The organism is Myxococcus sp. XM-1-1-1 (assembly GCF_020037095.1).
Classification (GTDB): domain Bacteria; phylum Myxococcota; class Myxococcia; order Myxococcales; family Myxococcaceae; genus Myxococcus; species Myxococcus fulvus.
The window spans coordinates 239,700-257,989 of sequence record NZ_JAIQDH010000007.1 but is presented as its reverse complement, the minus strand read 5'-3'; the positions used below and the strand labels follow the sequence as shown (position 1 = coordinate 257,989).

Genomic DNA, 18,290 nt, shown 5'->3' with positions numbered 1-18,290 from the left:
GCCGCGTTAGCGGAAGCGGCCCTCCAGCCACGTCTTGGTGAAGATGTTGGGGCTGAGCGGCGCCAGCTCCACCTCGTCGTAGCGCACGGTGAGCTGCGTGCCCTCGGCCTCCTCCACCTCGAGCACCTCGCGCATCAGGTACACCGGCCGGTTGTCCGCGGCCGGGTCCAGAATCTTCTGGTAGCCGCGGATGACGTCGGTGCGCAGCACGCGGCCCGAGGGCGCGTAGCCCACGCGCTTGACGATGTTGTAGTCGGGGTCCACCCAGACACGCAGCTGCGGGAAGGACGCCTCCATGCCCGGGCGCACCTTGAGGAACAGCTTGCGGAACTTCGTGCCCGCCGCCGTCTCCTCACCCTCGTCCTGCACCTCGTAGGTCTCCAAGAGGTGCGAGCGGTCGAAGTCCTCCTCGCAGGAGATGGTGTTGACGATGTTGCCGCGCGAGGTGGTCCGCTGCCAGTGCCCCACGGACGGGTCGTACTCCCACAGGTTGCGGCCGATGCGCAGGTAGCCGCCACCCGCCATGTTGCGCGGCTTGGTGATGTAGATGAGCAGGTCCTTCGACGAGTCCCGGCGGAACACCAGCATCTCCAGCAGCGCCTCGGTGCCGTCCTTGCGCTTCTCGCGCAGGCGCACCGTGCTCTTGAAGTCGCTCTTGAGCGCCATGCGCGCATCCACCCGCCGGATCACCTCCTCGGCGGACACTGCGGCCTTCGACTCCGCGGCCTTCGACTCGGCGGGCCTCTCTTCCTTCTGCGCCGCCGGGGCCAGGGGCGCGAGCGACAGGGCGAACATCACGGCGAGACGGCGGATGGATGTCTGCATCACAGGGACTCCATGGCGGACCGAGGTGTCAGCGAGGCGGCACGCGCCGCCGGAATGAAGGTGGCGACCCCCGCGCCCACGGTGACGAGCACCACGGCGAGGACGCACAGCCCCACGTTGGGCGTCAGGGGCAAGGTGCCACTGAAGAACAGGTTGGCGATCTCTTCGTGCAAGGGCACCGCGCCGCGCAAGGTCACGCACAGCACCGAGGACACCACCACCCCCAGCGCGGAGCCCACGAAGCCCAGGAGCAGCCCCTCCGTCATGAAGAGGGCCACCACGCTCCGGCGCTGCATGCCCATGGCGCGCAGGGTGCCAATCTCCCGCGTGCGCTCCCGCACCGCGACGCTGAGCGCGACGAAGAGGCCAATCACCACCAGCACCAGCACCACCAGGCTCACCAGCACCGCCAGCGCCGTGAGGCCCAGCGTGACGAAGGACATGAACGAGGACTCGTCCTCCCACGTGCTGACGTCCAGCTTCTGGCCCCGCCAGCCCTCGCGCAAAAGCAGCATCTGCTTCTCCGCGTAGGACTGGTTCGCGGCGGGCAGCACGTCGAAGCCCGCGCCGCGCAGGGAGTCGCGCAGCGACGTGCCCAGCGCGTCCACGTCCACCGGCGTGTCACCGCACACCACCTGGAGCACACCCGCCGAGCCCGGCTTGAAGCCGTCCAGCTCCCGCAGCGTCTCGTTGGAGACGAGCAGGCCGGCGGACTCACCCAGCAGGCCCGCCTTCTCGGTGATGGCCACCACCTCCACGTCCAGCGCGTTGCGACGGCCTCCGCCCACCGGCTGCGCGAAGAGCGTGGCCAGATCTCCCGTCTTCACCTGGAGCCGCTCGGCCAGCGTGGTGGAAACGGCCAGGGTGCGCGGCCGCGCGAGGTCCTCCAGCCGGCCGGACGCCACGCGGAAGCGGGCCAGGGAGTCCTTCTCGCTCGCGACGTCCATGCCCACCAGGAAGGAGCCCGTGCGGCGGCGCCCCGCGCCCGCGAGCGCGAAGCTGCGGCCCCGCTCCCGCAGGTAGCAGCCTTGCGGCACCTGGGGCTCCAGCACGCCGCGCACCTTGCCGGCGTCACCCACCACCGGCGCAATCGAGTCCGGGTGGACCTTGAAGAAGCCGCCCACGTTGAGGTCGCCGGTGAGGAACGTGGTGACGGCCTCGCGCTGGGCCGTGGCCACCCCGGCCGCCAGCGACGACACGGCGACGATGACGCCGCTGGCCGCGGCGGTGATGCCCAGCAGCAGGAGCACCCGCTCCCGGTGGGCGAAGAGGTTTCGCAGCGCCAGATGCAGAAGGGAGAGCATCGCCTCAGTCCTCCCTCTTTCGCATCGCCACCGCGGGTGGCACCGCGCTGCCCCGCCACGCGGGCACCAGCGACGCCACCACCACCACGCCCACCACGCCCAGCCACACCCCCAGGCCCTGTCCCCACGACAGCCGGGGCATCAACACGGGGCCGCCCATGAAGAACTGGAGCGCCTCGTCGGTGACGGAGATGCCATCTCCCATCGACCCGAACAGCAGCAGCGCCGAGAGCGCCATGCCCACGCCCGCGCCCAGGCCTCCCAGCAGGAGCCCCTCCATCAAGAGCGAGCCGAACACGTCCCGCCGCTGCATGCCCACCGCGCGCATCGTCCCCACCTCGCCCACGCGCTCCTGCGCGAGCAGCAGCAGCGTGCCCGCGGAGACCAGCACCACGAACAGGCACAGCATCACCGAGAAGGCCAGCAGCACCACCCGCGTCATGCCCACCACGCCGCTGATGAAGCCGCCCGCGGCCTCCCAGTCCACCGTGGCCAGCGGCGCCGAGGCGCTCGTGCCCTCTTGCACCACGACCTCGGCCACCCGAACGGGGTCCGCGTCCGGAGCCACCACCACCGCGGCCTGGAGCACGCTGCCTCCGCGCAGCTCCGTCGCGGAGAAGGTGTCCGGCCAGGCGCGGGCGCGCGGGAAGTCGGGGATGTCCGTCGCGCGCGCGGGCACCGTCTCCACCTCCACCACCGTGGCCGGCTTGAGCTGGTCCACCTCCGCCTCCGACAGGAAGTCGAGCCCCAGCGACTGGGCGTCTCGCTTCGCCTCCTCCACCATGTCCGGCGACAGGCGCCCGGACAGGTAGCGCGCGCTGACCAAGTCCATCAGGCTCAGCGTGTTGACGCGGCTGGTGTCCCCGCCGAGTCCCCGGAAGCGATACGTGCCCCACACCTTGAGCGGCACGCCGTTGACGAGCGAGTCCAACCCCTTGAGCACCACCGTGTCCCCGGGCTTCACGCGGTACAGCGGCAGCAGGGGCGCCAGCTCCGCGTAGAAGACCTGGTGACGGGCGGCGAAGTTTCCGTCGTCCAGTTGCAGGAACTCGCGCCACAGGGCCTCCGGCTCCCCCGCGTGCCCCAGGACACGCTGGAGCACCGCGCGCGCGGCATCGGAGCGCTCCGCGTCCACGCGGGCCAGCAGGTCCGGCAGCTCCGCCGAGGCGCGCTCCACCAGCGTGCGCAGGCGCTCGTCCTCCGCGAGCAGCGCGCCCCGGTCCAGCTCCCGCTTCAGCTCATCCAGCCGCGCCGCCACCGGCAGCTTGAAGCGCTGCTCGTAGAGGCCGTGGCCCAGGAGCAGCCCCCGGTGTCCCTCGGGCGGCAGCGTGCCCGTCACCATCTCGAAGCGTGGGAAGGCGCGGGCGAACTGGGACAGGTCGCTGCCCAGGTACTCGATGTCGATGGACTCGCCCTCGCCCACCTGCCGGGCGACGTGGTTCTCCAGGTACTCGAGCGCCACCAGGGGCTCGGCGCGGAAGCGCTCCCAGAACGCGGGCTTCGACGTCTCCTCCAGCGCCGCGCGGTCCATGCGCGCCTCGTCGGCGGTGAGGAAGGCCTCCGTCTGACGGTCCGCGTCGCGCGCCACGTCGCGCAGCGTGCGCTCCAAATCGGTGGCCAGCCGCGAGAGCCGCGCGTCGCGCTCGGGCGAGGGAGGCTGACGGGCCACGGCGCGCGCGGTGGAGAGCTTGTCGTCCAGGTAGTTGCCGCGGAACGTCGCGGCCATGCCCACCTCGAGCGGCACGACGTCCTGGACACCCGGTGTCTGTCGCAACCGGGTCTCGAGTGACGGGTAGTCGGGCAGCGGCATCAGCACCGGCGCGCCCGTGGGGCCCGTCACCACCACGGCCTTCTCGGCGGACTGGGAGTTGTAGACGAGGAAGTGCCCCGCGCCGCTCTCGATGACGCTGCGCTGGGTGCCCTCGGAGATACCGGCCACCATCGCGAGCCCCAACGCGAGCAGCAGCGCGGAGCCGAGCGCCAGCAATGCGACCACCCAGCTCCGAGGCCGGGCCACGACGCTCTGAAGCGCGAAGGACAGCAACGTCAATGGAGACTCCTCGCGATGCGGACCCTGCACCCTCGCCCCAGCGGGGCGGGCGGGCGTCCTCGACCGGACGTGGAGCCCCCGACGATAGAGAACCCACCCGGGCGATACAAGCGATGCGCCCCGCCGGGTTGCGCGACGCGAGACGACCGGACCAAGCTGCGAGTGCATGTCGGCCACCCCCAGCCCCTCCCTCGCGCAGTCGGTCCACTTCTGGGCACGCAACGCCGCGAACGAGTCCGCGCTCCTGCGCGCCTCGCTCCGCCTGGGCCTCTTCGACGCACTGCCGGTGGAGGGCACCACCACCGCGTGTTCGCTCGATGCCCTGGCCACCGCGACGAAGTCCTCGCCCCGCGGGCTGCGCGCCCTGCTCGAGCTGCTCGTCTGCCTGGGCTACGCCTCCCTGGATGACACGCGCCGCTTCGCCCTGACGCGTCATGCCGCGACGTTCCTGCGCGACGCCACCTTCCTCGAGCGGCTGCGCGCCGAGCTGCCCTGGTGGGGGCCCCTGTCCCTGCTCGACGAGGCGGTGAAGCGAGGCGAGCCCGTGGAGCACGAGGGCCAGCGCTGGGACGTGCTCGGGCACTACCGCGCGCTGTTCCTGGAGGACACGCGCGCCAAGGCAACCGCCGGGAGCGCGGAGGACTTCTTCGACCGCTTCGCCCGGAGCGGCGCGCGCACGCAGGTGCTCATCACCGCGGGGAGGCTGGGCCTCCTGGAGCTGCTCGCGTCCGCGCCGCGCACGCTGCCGGAGCTGGGCGCGGCCACGTACCTGAGCACGACGGGGCTGCGCGTCGTGGTGGAGGTGCTGGAGGCGCTGGGGCTGGTGACGCGCGAGGGCGAGACCTTCGGGCTGAGCACGGAGGCGAAGCGGCTCCTCGACGGCAAGGCGCTGGCGTACCTGGTGCGCTCGCTCAGCGTGTCCGCGCAGTACACCGAGGCGCTGGGCCGACTGGACGAGACGGTGCGCGAGGAGCGCTTCATCCTGGACCTGAAGGACCCGGAGGTGAGCCGGCGCTTCTACGCGGACAACTCCAATCAGATCACCGCGGTGTTCGCGTCGCACTTCCAGCTCAGCCGCAAGGCGGCCACCACGCTCTCGAAGGCGCACCCGCTGGAGGGCGCGGCGGTGCTGGACATCGGCACGGGCTCGGGCGTGTGGGGCGCGGCCTTCGCTCGCGCGACGCCCACCACCCACGTCACCTACTTCGACCAGGGCGTGGTGCTGGAGCAGGTGAAGACGAACCTGGCGCGGCTCCAGGTGGCGGACCGCGCGCGCTTCTGGCCTGGGGATTTGTTCACCCACGACTTCGGCGAGGCGGCCTTCGACGTCATCATCCTTCCCCAGGTCTTGAACGTGCTCAGGCCGGAGAGCCTGCCCGGCCTGTTCGCGCGCGTGGCCCGGGCGCTCAAGCCGGACGGCGTGCTGCTCATCGCCGAGTATGTCTTGAACGAGCGGCGCGACGGTCCGCTGGACCACCTGTACTTCGGTCTGCGGCGGTTCATGACCAACGAGGGGGATTTGCTGTCCGCCTCCGAGTACGGACAGCTCCTGCAGGCGGTGGGGCTGTCCTCGTCCGTGTGCATCCCCCTGCCCACACAGGAGATGATTCTGGCGGCCCGGCCCGGGGTGGAACTGCCCTCCCGACTGGCGGACTGAGCACGCGCCGCGTCAGAGCCAGGGATTTCACGGCCCCTTGCTTGCTCGTGGCGCGGCACCCCGACTACCGTTCCGACTCCCCCCGCGTTCGAGCAAGACCCCTGAAAGGTCCTGATGCGCGCAGCGCCGCAGCTCGACAGCCCTGACACCCAGACCTCACCCGAGACGGGCGAGCGGGGCGGGTCCATCGCCGCGAAGCTCCGTGGACGGTTCGCCCGACGGGTGGCCTCGCTGGGCTATCACTCGCATTCCCTGCCGGGCGGCGTGGGACATCTGCTGTTTCACATCGGTCTCGGCGCGGGCGCGGCGCTCGGGTGCGCGAGCCTGCTGGCGATACATCCCTGGGCGGGCTGGGTGCTCTACCCGCTGGTGGCCTTCTTCATCGGCACCCGCTTCCGCGCGCTGGGCAACATGCTGCACGAGGCCTGTCACGGCATGTTCGTGCGCGGCAAGCGCCGCAACCGCGCGCTCGGCCATGTGCTGGCCATCATCGACTGGACGGCGCTGGAGCCGTACACGCGCGAGCACTTCACGCACCACCTGCACCTGGGGGATGCGCAGAAGGATTTGGACTTCGCGCCCCGCCGCCGCTTCGGCTTCGCGGAAGCCGACCGGCCGTTCGTGAAGGACCATCTGCTGCGGCCGCTGACGCTGATGCACCTGCCCGCGTTCCTCAAGCCGGTGCTCTTCCACCGCGCGGACCCGTGGATGGTGACGCTCGCGCGGTGGGGCTTCATCGCGGGGCTGGCGGCGCTGGCGCAGTGGGGCATCGGCTGGAAGGCGTTCGCCCTCTTCTACGTGGTGCCGTACGTGGTGCCGTACCAGGTGATTCGCTACTGGTCGGACGCGGTGGACCACGCGGGGGTCATCGGCTCGGCGGATGAGTTCCACCGCTCGCGCAATCACATCTTCGCGTGGGGCTGGCTCAACCGGGTGCTCTTCCCCCGGCATGACCAGTACCACCTGACGCACCACCTGTTCCCCGCCGTCCCCACCGCGTTCCAGGGCCGCGTGCACCAGCTGCTGCTCGAGGACGCGGACTACTCGGCCAGGGACCACTCCTTCTCCGCGCTGCTGCGGTAGCGAAGCCGAGGGCGCAGCGAGCCCCGAGGGCCTCACCGCTCCGGGGCCCCCTGGCTCCAGGCGTCACGCCGAAACGCAAAAGCCCCGGCCCCCTGAAGGGACCGAGGCTTTCTGGAGCATCGCCGGTGTGGGCCGGGCGCTACTCGATGGGCATGAACACCTTGAAGCCGGTGCGGCCGCTGTTCGTCGTGTTGCGCTCGATGAAGTCGCTCGCGGACGAGTGGCCGTCGCCCAGGGTGATGGCGGTGTGGCCGTAGATGCTGCCCAGGCGCGTGGAGGTGCTCTCCCACGTGAGGACGAGGCCCGGAATCTTCAGCGCCTCCTCCAGCGACATGTTGACCTGCTTGAACTTGTCGCGCGGCAGGTTGTTGTCGATCTGGTTGCCGTTGCCGGACACGCCGATGCCGTACGCATCGCGGATGGCGCGGCTGACGCCCGTGGCGCACAGGCCCTGGCTGTTGTAGCCGCCCATGCCCATCGCGGCGCGGCGCGCGGCATCCGCCAGCCGGGACATCCCCGACGACGCGCTGCTGGGACCCACGCCCGTGGGACCGCCCACGTCCTGGCCGCCCGTCGGACGACCACCGCCGCGGAGGCCCTGACGCGAGCCGCTCGGCTCGAAGGTGTCCTTGCCGGAGTAGCCCACCTTCAGGGACGCGCCCGTGAAGATGAGGTCCTTGTTCGCGATGTTGTTGTCGCGCGCCAGCTTGTCGACGGTGGTGCCGAACCGAGCCGCCAGCTTCGTGAGCGTGTCGCCACGCTGAATCACGTAGTCCTTGGGGGTCGTACGGCGCTCACGAGGATTGATCCGGTAGTTGGCCATAAAAGCTCCTGCCCTATTCTCGGGGTTCCCCTGGCTGAGTTGCTGATCGCCCCGCAATTCTCTGCCTGTTTACAAAATTGTGAGATTTCTACCCGGGCTGTAGAGCAGCCCCCGTCTCCGCGAGAGATTTCCAGACGGAGAGTGACAAATCTCCGCGCGTATTCACTCCGAGAGGGTTCACGGCGCGGTGGCGCGCTCAATCACCGCGAGCGCTTCCGCGAAATGGGCGGGCTCGGCGCCCAGTCCCAGCCGGAAGCCGTGGCCCCGTTCCAGCGGGTGGCTGCCGTTTGGATCTCCCACCTCCATGGCGCTCAGCGGCAGGACGAAGACGCCCTCCGCCGCCAGGGCCTCCAGCCGCGAGGTGAAGGCCGCGGGCTCCAGGGCCCCCTTCACGCCGATGCAGGTGACGAGGCCCCCTTGGGGCGCGGTGCCGTACACGCCCCGCGAGCGCTCCAGGAACGCAGCCAGGGTGCGCCGGTTCTGGAGCCAGTCCTCGCGCGCCCGCTTCAGCGCGGGGCTGTGCAGGTCCTTGAGCACCTCGTACGAAATCCACTCCGTCACCGGGTTCACCGTGTGCGTCGTGTAGTTCTTCTCGTTCTGCATCCGCGCCAGCATCGCCGTGTCTCCCACGCACCAGCCGATGCGCAGCCCCGGACAGCCCAGGCACTTGATGAACGAGCCCGTCACGAACGAGCGCGTGCCCGGCCGATACACCGTGGCCCCCAGCACCGCGTCCTCGGAGGACAGGAAGCGGTAGTGCTCGTCGCCCACCACCGTGGCCCCGTTCGCGTCCGCCCACTTCGCCACGGTGTCCAAGAGGCCCGCGTCCAGCACGAGGCCGCTCGGATTGTGGGGCGTGTTGAGGATGACCACGTCGGGGCGCTCGCGCTCCAGCCGCGCCACCCAGTCCCCCGCGTCGATGGACGGCCGGCCCCGCTCGTCCCAGCGCACCGGCAGCCGCACCACCTGCGCGCCCTGCTGCATGGGCAGCTCATAGAGGAGCTGGAACGCGGGCCACGCCAGCGCCACCTTGCGCGGACGCAGCTGCCGGAACAGCAGCAGCAGCGCCTCGCTGGTGCCCGTGGTGATGAGCACGTTCTCCCGCGTGGCGCCCGGGTGCATCGCGGCGACCAGGTCGCGCAGGTCCGCGCGTCCCCAGTTGGGGCTGTCGCGCAGCAACGTGGACAGGAAGACGGCCGAGGCCTCGTCGGGGCTCACCCCCGAGCCCGTCAAGAGCTCGCCCACGGTGACGGGACGGCCTCCGGACTCACCCAGGTTGTAGCGCGCGGTGAACCGCGAGCCCTCCAGGTAGTCCTCCATGAAGAATGAGCGCAGCGGTTCCATCTCGACTCCGGATGTGAGGACTCAGGCGGCCGGCACGGCGGCGACTTCGGGCCAGGCGACATCCCCGCGGTGCGCCACCACCACCTGCTGGATGGGCATGTCGAACGCTCGCGCCGACGTCAGGCCCACGGGCGAGAGCAGCGCCTGGAACTCCGGCAGGGACAGCACGTCCCCTTCATTGGACACGTAGCGCCGCAGCGCGAAGTAGAGCGCGTCGAGCGGCCCGTCGCGGCGGTCCGTCAAGAGATAGCCGGAGATGAGGAGCAGCCCGCCGGGCTTGAGCGCCCGCGCGAGCTTCGCGAAGAAGCCCGGCAGCGCATCGGGCGGCAGCGCGGGGATGATCTGCGGCAGGAGGATGACGTCGTACTCCGCCTCGCCGTAGTCCACCGAGAGGCAGTCCCCCTCCCACAGCCGCGAGCGCGCCTCCAGCTTCAGCTTCGTCAGGTGCGGGCGCACCGCGTCCAGCACGTGCACCGAGTCCAGGTACGTCACGTGCGTCGTGGGCGCCGCGAGCCCGAAGGCCGCGCCCCACACGCCCGAGCCCGTGCCCACGTCCAGCACCCGCGCGCCAGCGAGCGAGCGCATCTGCCCCACCAGCTCCGCCGCCTTGCGGCTCAGCCGGAGGTGCGAGCCGAAGATGCCGGAGATGCGCGAGGCGTTCTCCTGGTAGATGCGGCGCGCCGTCTCCGGGTCCCTCAGGTCCAGGCGGAAGCGCTGCTCGCGCACGGCCTCGCCCAGATGTCCGAAGGCCTCCCAATACGCCATGGTCGCCGGCAGCGCGCGCTGGAAGTACGGCAGGCTCGTGGCGTCGAGCATCCGCGCCGCCGCCTCCGTGAAGGACCAGCGCCCCGCCTCCTCCCGCGCCACGCCCAGCGAGGCGAGCACGCCCAGGAGCACGCCCAGCCCCTCCGGGTGCACCTTCAACCCGGCGGCGAGCTCGTCGCGAGGCGTCGCGGTCTCCACCAGCCGCATGAGCAACCCCAGCTCCGCGGCGGTCACCAGCGCCTGCGTGCGCGCGAAGTTGCGCGCGTACCGGTCGAAGAACTCCTCGGCCCGCGCGTTGGGCGCGGCAGGCGACGGCTCCAGGAACAGGGCGCGAAACCACCCCAGCAAATCCCGCCCGTCCACCGCGGCGCCGGTGCGCACCGCCTCGGGCAGCTTCGCCACCACGTGCCACCAGTCCGGCACCGCCCGCAGCCGCGCACGGAACGACGCATCCGCGAGGAACGCGGCCGTGTCCTCCGCGAGCAGATACCCCTGGCCCTCCTGGAACAACACGAAGCCCAGGCCCACCAGCGGCTCGAGGATGGCGCGGACTCCGCGGCGATTCGCGCCCAGGTGCTCGGCCAGCGAGTCCAGGGACAGGGGCCACGCGCCCGGCCCCGCGGAGAGCTGTCCGAACAGCCCGAGCGAGAACGCGGCCTGGAGCGCCGCCGACTCGTTGCTCGCGTCACGGCCGAGGAAGTTGAGCTGCTGCACGAAGGCGGGCGACGCGGGAGGCTTCGACATGGACTCTCCTTCAGACCCAGCGGAACCAGCGCAGCGCGACCACCAGGGGGAGCACCGTCCAGGCCGCGAGCACCCACATGGCCGGCCCCAGCGCCATCAACGACGTCCCCTCCAGCATGATGGCGCGCAGCGAGTCATTGAGCGCCGTCAGCGGCAGCGCGTGGATGACCGGCTGCAACCAGCCCGGGAAGTTGTCCGACGCGAAGAAGACGCCGGACAGGAACAGCATCGGCATGGACACCAGGTTGACCAGCCCGCCCACCGCCTCCTCGTTGTGCGCGCGAATGGACACCAGCAGCGCCAGCGAGGCGAAGCACATGGCGCCCATCAGCCCCATGCCCAGCAGCGCGACGTAGCTGCCGAACATCGGCACCCCGAAGAGCCAGCGCGCGAAGGCGCAGAAGAAGGCGACCTCCAGCACCGCGAAGGCCGTGCGCCCCAGCAAGAAGGCCAGGAAGAAGTGCGTGCGCGACATCGGCGTGCCCGCCAGTCGCTTGAGCAGCTTGCCGCCGCGCATGGACACCAGCGGCACCGCCAGCGCCCACAGGCTGGAGGACATCAACGACATCCCCAGGAGGCCCGGGATGAGGAAGTCGATGTAGCGATTGCCCGGCTCCGACACCGGCGTCGTCCGCACCGCCTCCAGCCGAGGCGCATCCGGCGCGCGCGACAGGGCCTGCATGACGAGCAGCCGCGCCGTCCTCCCCTCCGCCTGGCTGGGGTCCACCAGCGCCTCGGGCTCCGGCGTGCCGGGCACCAGCACCAGCATCACGCGCCCCCGGGCGAGCTGACGGCGCGCCTCGAGGAGCTCCAGCGTCTCCACCTCCAGCTCCGGCGTGCCCGCGAGCCGGGCGGAGAGCTCGGGGGCCCCTTCGCCCTGCGCGATGGCGACGCGCACGGGCCCGAGCGACTCGTTGCGGAAGGCCAGCCCCAGCACCAGCGTGGTGACGATGGGGAAGACGAACGTCCAGAACAGCACCTCGGGCTGCCGCCACAGCACCCGCAGGCGCATCAACACCAGCTCACCCAGCGAGCCCATCACGCCGCCTTCTCCTCGTTACCCTCGCGCAGCGAGCGCCCCGTCAATCCGATGAACACGTCATCCAACGTGGGCCGCCGCGTGGACAGGTGCTTGAGCTTCGCGCCGGACGCCTCCACCTCGCGCAGCACCCACGGCAGCGCCTCGTGCAGCGCCCTCACCCGCAGGGACAGCCGGTCCGCGTGACGCTGCGCGCAGACCACCGCGGGCAGGGGCGACAGCCGCTCCAGGTCGAGCGACGGCTCCGCCTCCAGCTCGATGACCTGCTCGGCCCCCAGCGACGCGACGATGTCCCCGGGCGTGCCCCGGCTGATGACGCGCCCCCGGTCGATGATGACCAGCCGGTCGCAGAGCACCTCCGCCTCGTCCATGTAGTGCGTCGTCAACACCACGGTGCGCCCCTTGGCCTTGAGCGTCGCCACCACGTCCCACAGGGCCCGGCGCGACTGCGGGTCCAGGCCCGTGGTCGGCTCGTCCAGGAAGAGCAGGTCCGGGTCTCCCGCCAGCCCCAGCGCCAGGGCCAGCCGCTGCCGCTGGCCGCCCGACAGCTTGCCCACCCGGGCGTGCCGCTTCTCGCCCAGCTGCACCATGCCAATCAGCTCCTCGAGCGACAGCGGGCGCGGATAGAAGGACGCGAACAGCCGCACCGTCTCCTCCACCGTGAGCTGCTCCACCAGCTTCGTCTCCTGGAGCGTCAGCCCGATGCGCTGGCGAAGCCTCGTCGCGTCGCGCCTCCAGTCCAGCCCGAGCAGCCGTACATGACCGGAGGTCGGCTCCTGGAGGCCCTCGAGAATCTCGACGGTGGTCGTCTTGCCGGCGCCGTTGGGGCCGAGCAGGCCCACGCACTCGCCGCGTCGGATGTCCAGGTCGATGCCGTCCACGGCGGTGACGTCGCCGAAGCGCTTGACCAGTCCCTTCACCTCGATGGCGAGCTCGTCTGGGGATGTCATGGGGGGAGTGGGCGGCAGTATGGCCCAAGGCGGGCCTGGGCCCAACGGCGCGCGCGTGGAATGCGGCGGGCCGCGTCCGGGGGTGCTACGGTCCGCCGCCGTGGCCCTGAGCGACGGATTGGATGCGCGGGTTGACCGGCTGGAGTTGCCGTTCAACGAGTACGGCGTGGACCCGTACGGAATCTCCCGGAAGCACGTGAGGGATGCGCTGCGCGTCTTCGCGCTCATCTACCGGTACTACTTCCGGGTGCGCTGCCACGGCATCGAGCACATCCCCGCCCGGGGCCGGGGCATGCTCGTGGGCAACCACTCCGGCGGAGTGGCCGTGGACGGCGCCATGGTGCTGACGTCCACCCTGCTGGAGATGGACCCGCCCCGGCTCGCCCAGGGCATGGTGGAGCGATTCCTCCACAAGTTCCCCGTCTCCTCGCTGTGGGCCAGCCGCACCGGCCAGTTCACCGGCCTGCCCGAGCACGCGCGGCGGCTGCTCGAGGACGACCGGCTGCTCATGATTTTTCCCGAGGGCGCGCGCGGCACGGCGAAGCTGTTCCCGGACCGCTACTCGCTGGTGGACTTCGGCACGGGCTTCGTGCGGCTGGCGCTCCAGACGCGCTCGCCCATCATCCCGTTCGCGTTCCTGGGGGGCGGCTCGGCCATCCCGACGGTGTTCAACGCGTACACGCTGGGCAGGCTGCTGGGGGTGCCGTACGTGCCGCTGACGCCGTACCTGCTGCCGGTGCCGCTGCCGGTGCGGCTGGAGATCCACTATGGCGAGCCGCTCGTCTTCCGGGGCACCGGGGACGAGGAGGACCACGTCATCGAGGGGTATGTGGCGAAGGTGAAGGAGCGCATCGCGGGTCTCATCGAGCGCGGCCGGGCGGGGCGACAGCACCGCGGGCTGGCCAGAAAGCTGCTGCCATGAGGGTGCTCATCCCGGGTATCTCCGGAGGAATCGCGCGCAAGCTGGCGCTGCGGTTGAAGCGGGCGGGCCACGAGGTGGCGGGGGTGGACATCCGTCCGTGGGACACGGCCCAGGAGGCGGACATCCAGGTGTTCCGCGGCGACGTGCGAAAGCGCGTCGCCGAGGACGTCTTCCGCCGCTGGCGTCCGGACGCGGTGGTGCACATGGCCACCGTCACGGCCTTCACGGTGCCGGGCGCGGAGCGCGGGCGCATCAACCTGGACGGCACCAAGGCGGTGTTCGACCACTGCGCGACGCACGGCGTGAAGCAGCTGCTCTTCGTCGGGCGGCACACCTTCTATGGCGCGGCGCCGGACTCGCCGCTGTACCACTCCGAGGACGAGCCGCCGCGCGCGCTGGAGGCCATCCCGGAGCTGGCGGACCTGGTGGCCGCGGACCTGTACGCCGCGACGGCGCTGTGGCGCCTGCCCGAGGTGACGACGGCGGTGCTGCGGCTGCCGTACACGCTGGGCGCGCCGGGCACGGGGACGCTGGCCTCGTTCCTCAAGGGGCGACGGGTGCCGATGGTGCTCGGCTATGACCCGCTGTTCCACGTGCTCCAGGAGGAGGACGTGGTGACGGCGCTGCAGCTGGCGCTGGAGAAGAAGATCCGGGGCATCTTCAACGTGGCGGGGCCTCCGCCGATTCCGCTGTCGGTCATCGTGCGCGAGACGCGGCGCACGGCGGTGCCGCTGCCGGCGCAGGTGCTGTCGTTCCTGCTGGGGCGGGCGGGCCTCCCGCGCCTGTCGGTGGGGGCGCTGGACCACCTGCGCTATCCCATCGTGGTGGACAACCGGCGCTTCCTGGAGGCGACGGGGTTCGAGTACCGGCACAGCGTGGCGGACACGCTGCGCATCTACCGTGAAGCGGCGCCGCCGCCCGTGTCCGGGGGGCTCATCTAGGGCCCCCGCGTGGACGTGGTAGCGTGAGGGCCCCCTCGTGCCGCGAGTTGGAGCCCCATGCCGATGAAGCCCCTGCCCTTTTCCGCCAGGCCGGTCCGCAGGTTGGAGCGCCCGTCGCTCGAGGAGCTGCGGGAGTGGCACTACCGTGAGCCGGTCATCGTCCGGGGGCTCCTGGACGCCTCGGGGGCGCTGGACGCGTTCCGCTCGCAGGGGACGTTGGACGGGAAGCTCGCGGTGCTGGAAGCGCAGCTGGGGGAGCGGCCGCAGCATTACTTCTGCGTGTTGCCTCCGGAGTCGGGCGGGCACTACCGGCCCAAGCTGGTGGTGAGCGACGCGGAGGGGGGCGTGGCGGTGATGCCCGAGCAGGGCAGCTTCGCGGACTTCGCGGACCGGCTGAAGGCGGCGGTGCGCACGGGCGAGTACGTGTACATGCAGAACGGGATGCTCGAGCAGTCCCACGTGCGAGAGAAGCTGCGGTTCGACTTCCTGTCGTTCAGCGACCCGCTGGGGGTGGAGAGCAAGTTCTGGGTGGGCTCGGACGGGCAGGTGGTGAACCTGCACTACGACGACTGCATCAACTTCATCTGCATGTTCGAGGGCACCAAGCGGGTGACGATGTTCCCGCCGGAGCAGCTGGAGAACCTGTACCACGCGCCGCTGGACGTGCTGGGCGGCGGGGCGCCCACGACGCCCGTGCACCTGTTGAACCTGGACCTGGAGCGCTTCCCCCGGTTTCGCACGGCGATGGAGCACGCGTGCGTGGCGGTGGTGGAGCCCGGGGAGGCGCTGCTGATTCCGCCCTTCTGGTGGCACCACGTGGAGTCCTTCGGGGCGATGCATGTCATGGTGAACAGCTTCATCACCACGATTCCGTCCACGGCGACGCTGGAGCTGTGGAAGGACCTGTCGGCGGGCATCCGCGCGCTGGCGAAGGCGACGCCCGAGGAGCGGAACCGGGAGCGGGAGTTGTTCCGCCGTCGGGTGTTCGCGGGGGGGGAGGTCTCGGTGTCCTCGGCGCTGGCGGAGCAGGCGCGGGTGACGTTCCAGAAGCTGCCGAGTTCATGGCGTGAGCATGTGGCGCGGCTGTGGGAGGCGTTCGCCTTCCAGACGCACGGGGCGCCGTTCGAGGAGACGGCCGGCGGGCTCGCGGGGCTCATCGAGCGACAAGCGGGACAGCTCACGCTCTATCCCAACGCCAACATGCTGGCGGAGATGCCGGATGTGATGGAGCTGCCCGCGGGGGACCCGGCGCCGCGGTAGGGATTGCGCCCCTGACGAAGACAGTCACTCCAGTCCATACCACCACGGGGTGAGTCACTCCTCGCATCGATGTCGTGACAGACCCGGCGGGCGGTGTGAGACATTGGATGCACCGGGTCTCGCCGCTTGCAAGGAATGACATGAAGGGCGCAGGCTCTACCCGGTGTGACGGGTCCATCTCCGGGGACCCGTGGGGGCATGGGCTTGGTGACAACCGCAGACACCGCTCTCCTGGACTCGCTGGACCGGCATGCCCGGCGCCGTGCGGAAGGGATTCCCACCCTGAGCGCCCTGGTGGGCGACCCGGAGCGCGCGCTCCGGCTCTGGACGGAATGGCTCCACCGCAGCGGCTTGAAGGCGGCCTTCGCCCAGAGCGAGGACCTGCGCTCCACCGTCGCCGCCTGGGCCACCCAGCTCGCCCGTGAGCGCAATCTCTTCCGAGACGCGGAGAGCTACGTCGTCTTCTCCCAGCGCGCCATCTCCTCCCGCGAGCTGCACTTCGAGGGCAAGACGCAGCACGACCGCCGCGTCCTCTTCGAGCGACTGGAGCCGCCCCACGCCGAGCCCGTGACGTGGGCCCTGTGCCGACAGCTGCTCGAAGCCCCGGAGCCCGCGCCCCCAGGCACGCTCCCCAACGAGGTCCGTGAGGCCATCTCCCACGACCCGCTCCGCGTCCTCCACGCGCTGTTGCTCATCATCCCCGAAGGCCGCGCCCCCGCCCTCCACCTGGCGCTCTCCCCTTCCGACCCGCGCAGCCTCCGCACCGCGACCGCCATCTGCTCCGCGGCACCGCTGCTTCACGTCGCCTGCGTGCTGCCACCCGATGCGCTCGAAGGCACCCGTGGACGCAAGGACTCCCACGCGCTCGCGATGATGCGGGAAGGGTTGCTCGAGCTCCCGGACCCTGTCGCCGTCACCTCCGAGCAGGGAGCGCCCGTCGGCGAGCTCGCGTCCCCTCGACGTGCATCCTCGAAGAAGAAGGCTCCGGCCTCACAGCCGGAGCCCCACGTCGCGCCGCCGTTGCTGGAGCGCTTCCGGGAGAACGCGGAGGCCATGGTCGCCGAGCGCGAGAAGTCCGAGGCCCGCGCCCGCAGCAAGATGGAGCACTTCTTCTACCACGACATCCTGCAGGTCCATCCGGCCACCAAGGACGTCTTCACCCTCAACGCCAAGGTGGAGCTCGGCGAGGGCAAGCGCCCGCTGGAGGTCGACCTGCTGAGCCGCGAGCTGCGGCTCGCCGTCGAAATCGACGGCCAACACCACTTCCTCGACCCCGAGCGGTTCCGTCGGGACCGACGCAAGGACCTGGCGCTCCAGCGCATCGGCTACTGGGTGGCCCGCTTCCTCTACGAGGACCTGCACCCTCACTGTGAAGACATCTTGAAGACCCTCGAATCGCTCATGGAGGCCCGGCGGCGAGAAGCCACCGCGCAAAGGACAACGCATGGACAGCCCTGACAACCGGTTGGCGGGACTCGCACTCACCTGGCTCGCGCCGCGTCCACAACGCAGCGGCACCCGCACGGAGCTCGGCAATGCCCTGCGCCCCTTCGTGGAGCACCGCCTCTCGCGCCCCGAGTGGAAGGCCCGACTCGACGCCGTGCTGGAGCAGCTCCTGCGCGATGAGCTCGTGGCCGCGAAGAAGAAGGCGGGCCTGACGCTCACCAGCGCGGGGATGGAGCGCGTCCTCCAGTTCCTGCGCCTGGAGCAGCTTCCCAAGGGGCTCACCTGGAAGAAGCTCAAGGCCACCTACCTCCTCGCGAACAGCCTGGACGTCGCACCTTCCAAGGCCACGCTCACCCGCCTGAACGACGCGGATGGCGTCCGCGCGGCGGTGCTCGCCCGGCACCATCCCGAGGTCGGAGAGGGAGAGCCGTCCCTGTCGCAGATTCGGGACAGGCTGCTCTGGCGCCAGTTGGGTGTGGAGACGGAGCGGCCGTTCTCCCTGGGTGCCGTGCAGGCCCACCTGCTCGGCAAGATGCTCGACACCGAGGTGAAGAATCCGCGCAAGGCCGTGGAGCAGCTCGCTGCCCGCGCCGCTGGGGCACCTCGCGCCGACGCGGAGATTCTTCGCCTGACGCTGCTGCGGCAGTGGTTCCTCCCTGAGTCGTCCACCGCGGCCGCGAGCGACACCCGGTCTGTGCCCCAGCGAAACACCGCGTCCACGCGCGAGGCTGGGGCAACGCCCCAGCGAACCCCAGCGCCCACGCGAAACACCGTGCCCTCACGCGACACCGGGTCCGCGCCCAATCAAGCCCCCGCGCCCGCCGCGCCGCCACCCTCGGTCCTCGTGGAGTCCTTCGCCGAGCATGTGCTCTCGGTGGCGCGGGCCCTGCCCACGGGCCGCTTCGGGCGCGACAAGGTTTTCATCTCCCACGTGTGGCGAGCCCTCCAGCCCGAGTGGAGCAACCGTGAGGCGTTCGACGCCGCGCTCCTGGAGGCCAACCGCACCCAGCATCTGTCACTGACGCGTGCGGACCTCGTCTCGGCCATGGACCCCAAGGACGTCGCCGAGTCCGAGGTGCGCTCCTACGGCGCCAGTTTCCATTTCGTCGTCGTCTGATTCGTCCTTCCAGGAGCGCC

At 70.8% G+C, this 18,290-nt stretch carries 15 protein-coding genes; 7 read left to right on the top strand and 8 right to left on the bottom strand.

What is annotated here, in order from left to right; all coding sequences use genetic code 11:
* Positions 1-6: 6 nt before the first annotated feature.
* From K8640_RS16730 to K8640_RS42865, 3 genes are read right to left on the bottom strand one after another with little or no spacing between them, the layout of a single operon-like run.
* Positions 7-825, bottom strand: a complete 819-nt coding sequence (locus K8640_RS16730) for an outer membrane lipoprotein-sorting protein (protein ID WP_223747920.1) — start codon at positions 823-825, stop codon at positions 7-9.
* Complete coding sequence (locus K8640_RS16725) at positions 825-2,129, bottom strand: ABC transporter permease (RefSeq protein ID WP_223747919.1); 1,305 nt, start codon at positions 2,127-2,129, stop codon at positions 825-827. The genes K8640_RS16730 and K8640_RS16725 overlap by 1 nt, the downstream gene beginning before the upstream one ends.
* A gap of 4 nt (positions 2,130-2,133) precedes the next feature.
* Complete coding sequence (locus K8640_RS42865; RefSeq protein WP_305070661.1) at positions 2,134-4,179, bottom strand: FtsX-like permease family protein; 2,046 nt, start codon at positions 4,177-4,179, stop codon at positions 2,134-2,136.
* A gap of 166 nt (positions 4,180-4,345) precedes the next feature.
* On the opposite strand from K8640_RS42865, the gene K8640_RS16715 reads away from it, so the two are divergent.
* Both K8640_RS16715 and K8640_RS16710 read left to right on the top strand, forming a co-directional pair.
* On the top strand, positions 4,346-5,836 hold the full coding sequence (locus K8640_RS16715) for a class I SAM-dependent methyltransferase (protein ID WP_223747918.1): 1,491 nt from the start codon (positions 4,346-4,348) through the stop codon (positions 5,834-5,836).
* Positions 5,837-5,950: 114 nt separating this feature from the next.
* A complete protein-coding gene (locus K8640_RS16710) occupies positions 5,951-6,919 on the top strand; it encodes a fatty acid desaturase (protein ID WP_223747917.1) in 969 nt (322 codons plus the stop codon).
* Between the two features lie 139 nt (positions 6,920-7,058).
* Here the strand turns inward: K8640_RS16710 and K8640_RS16705 are convergent, their stop codons facing one another.
* The 5 genes from K8640_RS16705 to K8640_RS16685 form a co-directional block, all read right to left on the bottom strand.
* Positions 7,059-7,742 carry a LysM domain-containing protein gene (locus K8640_RS16705; protein ID WP_141324305.1) on the bottom strand — a complete coding sequence of 228 codons (684 nt, stop codon included), beginning with the start codon at positions 7,740-7,742 and terminating at the stop codon, positions 7,059-7,061.
* Between the two features lie 177 nt (positions 7,743-7,919).
* Complete coding sequence (locus tag K8640_RS16700) at positions 7,920-9,086, bottom strand: pyridoxal phosphate-dependent aminotransferase (RefSeq protein ID WP_223747916.1); 1,167 nt, start codon at positions 9,084-9,086, stop codon at positions 7,920-7,922.
* A gap of 21 nt (positions 9,087-9,107) precedes the next feature.
* The gene (locus K8640_RS16695; RefSeq protein WP_223747915.1) at positions 9,108-10,595 is read right to left on the bottom strand and encodes a class I SAM-dependent methyltransferase; all 1,488 of its coding nucleotides are present in this window, start codon (positions 10,593-10,595) and stop codon (positions 9,108-9,110) included.
* Between the two features lie 10 nt (positions 10,596-10,605).
* On the bottom strand, positions 10,606-11,634 hold the full coding sequence (locus K8640_RS16690) for an ABC transporter permease (RefSeq protein ID WP_223748030.1): 1,029 nt from the start codon (positions 11,632-11,634) through the stop codon (positions 10,606-10,608).
* A complete protein-coding gene (locus K8640_RS16685; protein WP_223747914.1) occupies positions 11,634-12,584 on the bottom strand; it encodes an ABC transporter ATP-binding protein in 951 nt (316 codons plus the stop codon). The genes K8640_RS16690 and K8640_RS16685 overlap by 1 nt, the downstream gene beginning before the upstream one ends.
* Positions 12,585-12,684: 100 nt before the next feature.
* Here K8640_RS16685 and K8640_RS16680 point away from each other — a divergent pair, with 100 nt between their 5' ends.
* The 5 genes from K8640_RS16680 (at position 12,685) to K8640_RS16660 (ending at position 18,270) form a co-directional block, all read left to right on the top strand.
* Positions 12,685-13,506 carry a lysophospholipid acyltransferase family protein gene (locus tag K8640_RS16680; protein ID WP_141324309.1) on the top strand — a complete coding sequence of 274 codons (822 nt, stop codon included), beginning with the start codon at positions 12,685-12,687 and terminating at the stop codon, positions 13,504-13,506.
* On the top strand, positions 13,503-14,447 hold the full coding sequence (locus tag K8640_RS16675; protein ID WP_223747913.1) for an SDR family oxidoreductase: 945 nt from the start codon (positions 13,503-13,505) through the stop codon (positions 14,445-14,447). Before K8640_RS16680 ends, K8640_RS16675 begins: the two co-directional genes overlap by 4 nt.
* A 63-nt stretch (positions 14,448-14,510) precedes the next feature.
* Positions 14,511-15,707: a cupin-like domain-containing protein gene (locus K8640_RS16670; RefSeq protein ID WP_223747912.1), complete on the top strand. Its 1,197-nt coding sequence runs from the start codon at positions 14,511-14,513 to the stop codon at positions 15,705-15,707.
* A 207-nt stretch (positions 15,708-15,914) separates the two neighbouring features.
* Positions 15,915-17,165, top strand: a complete 1,251-nt coding sequence (locus K8640_RS16665) for a DUF559 domain-containing protein (protein WP_223784637.1) — start codon at positions 15,915-15,917, stop codon at positions 17,163-17,165.
* Positions 17,152-18,270 (top strand): hypothetical protein, encoded by a 1,119-nt coding sequence (locus K8640_RS16660; protein WP_223747910.1) that lies wholly within the window; start codon positions 17,152-17,154, stop codon positions 18,268-18,270. The genes K8640_RS16665 and K8640_RS16660 overlap by 14 nt, the downstream gene beginning before the upstream one ends.
* Positions 18,271-18,290 lie beyond the last annotated feature (20 nt).

Excerpts from the sequence above, each read along its gene's own strand:
- K8640_RS16730 (WP_223747920.1), bottom strand. The coding sequence starts at position 825 with ATGCAGACATCCATCCGCCGTCTCGCCGTGATGTTCGCCCTGTCGCTC.
- K8640_RS16725 (WP_223747919.1), bottom strand. The coding sequence starts at position 2,129 with ATGCTCTCCCTTCTGCATCTGGCGCTGCGAAACCTCTTCGCCCACCGG.
- K8640_RS16715 (WP_223747918.1), top strand. The coding sequence starts at position 4,346 with ATGTCGGCCACCCCCAGCCCCTCCCTCGCGCAGTCGGTCCACTTCTGG.
- K8640_RS16710 (WP_223747917.1), top strand. The coding sequence starts at position 5,951 with ATGCGCGCAGCGCCGCAGCTCGACAGCCCTGACACCCAGACCTCACCC.
- K8640_RS16705 (WP_141324305.1), bottom strand. The coding sequence starts at position 7,742 with ATGGCCAACTACCGGATCAATCCTCGTGAGCGCCGTACGACCCCCAAG.
- K8640_RS16700 (WP_223747916.1), bottom strand. The coding sequence starts at position 9,086 with ATGGAACCGCTGCGCTCATTCTTCATGGAGGACTACCTGGAGGGCTCG.
- K8640_RS16695 (WP_223747915.1), bottom strand. The coding sequence starts at position 10,595 with ATGTCGAAGCCTCCCGCGTCGCCCGCCTTCGTGCAGCAGCTCAACTTC.
- K8640_RS16690 (WP_223748030.1), bottom strand. The coding sequence starts at position 11,634 with ATGGGCTCGCTGGGTGAGCTGGTGTTGATGCGCCTGCGGGTGCTGTGG.
- K8640_RS16685 (WP_223747914.1), bottom strand. The coding sequence starts at position 12,584 with ATGACATCCCCAGACGAGCTCGCCATCGAGGTGAAGGGACTGGTCAAG.
- K8640_RS16675 (WP_223747913.1), top strand. The coding sequence starts at position 13,503 with ATGAGGGTGCTCATCCCGGGTATCTCCGGAGGAATCGCGCGCAAGCTG.
- K8640_RS16670 (WP_223747912.1), top strand. The coding sequence starts at position 14,511 with ATGAAGCCCCTGCCCTTTTCCGCCAGGCCGGTCCGCAGGTTGGAGCGC.
- K8640_RS16660 (WP_223747910.1), top strand. The coding sequence starts at position 17,152 with ATGGACAGCCCTGACAACCGGTTGGCGGGACTCGCACTCACCTGGCTC.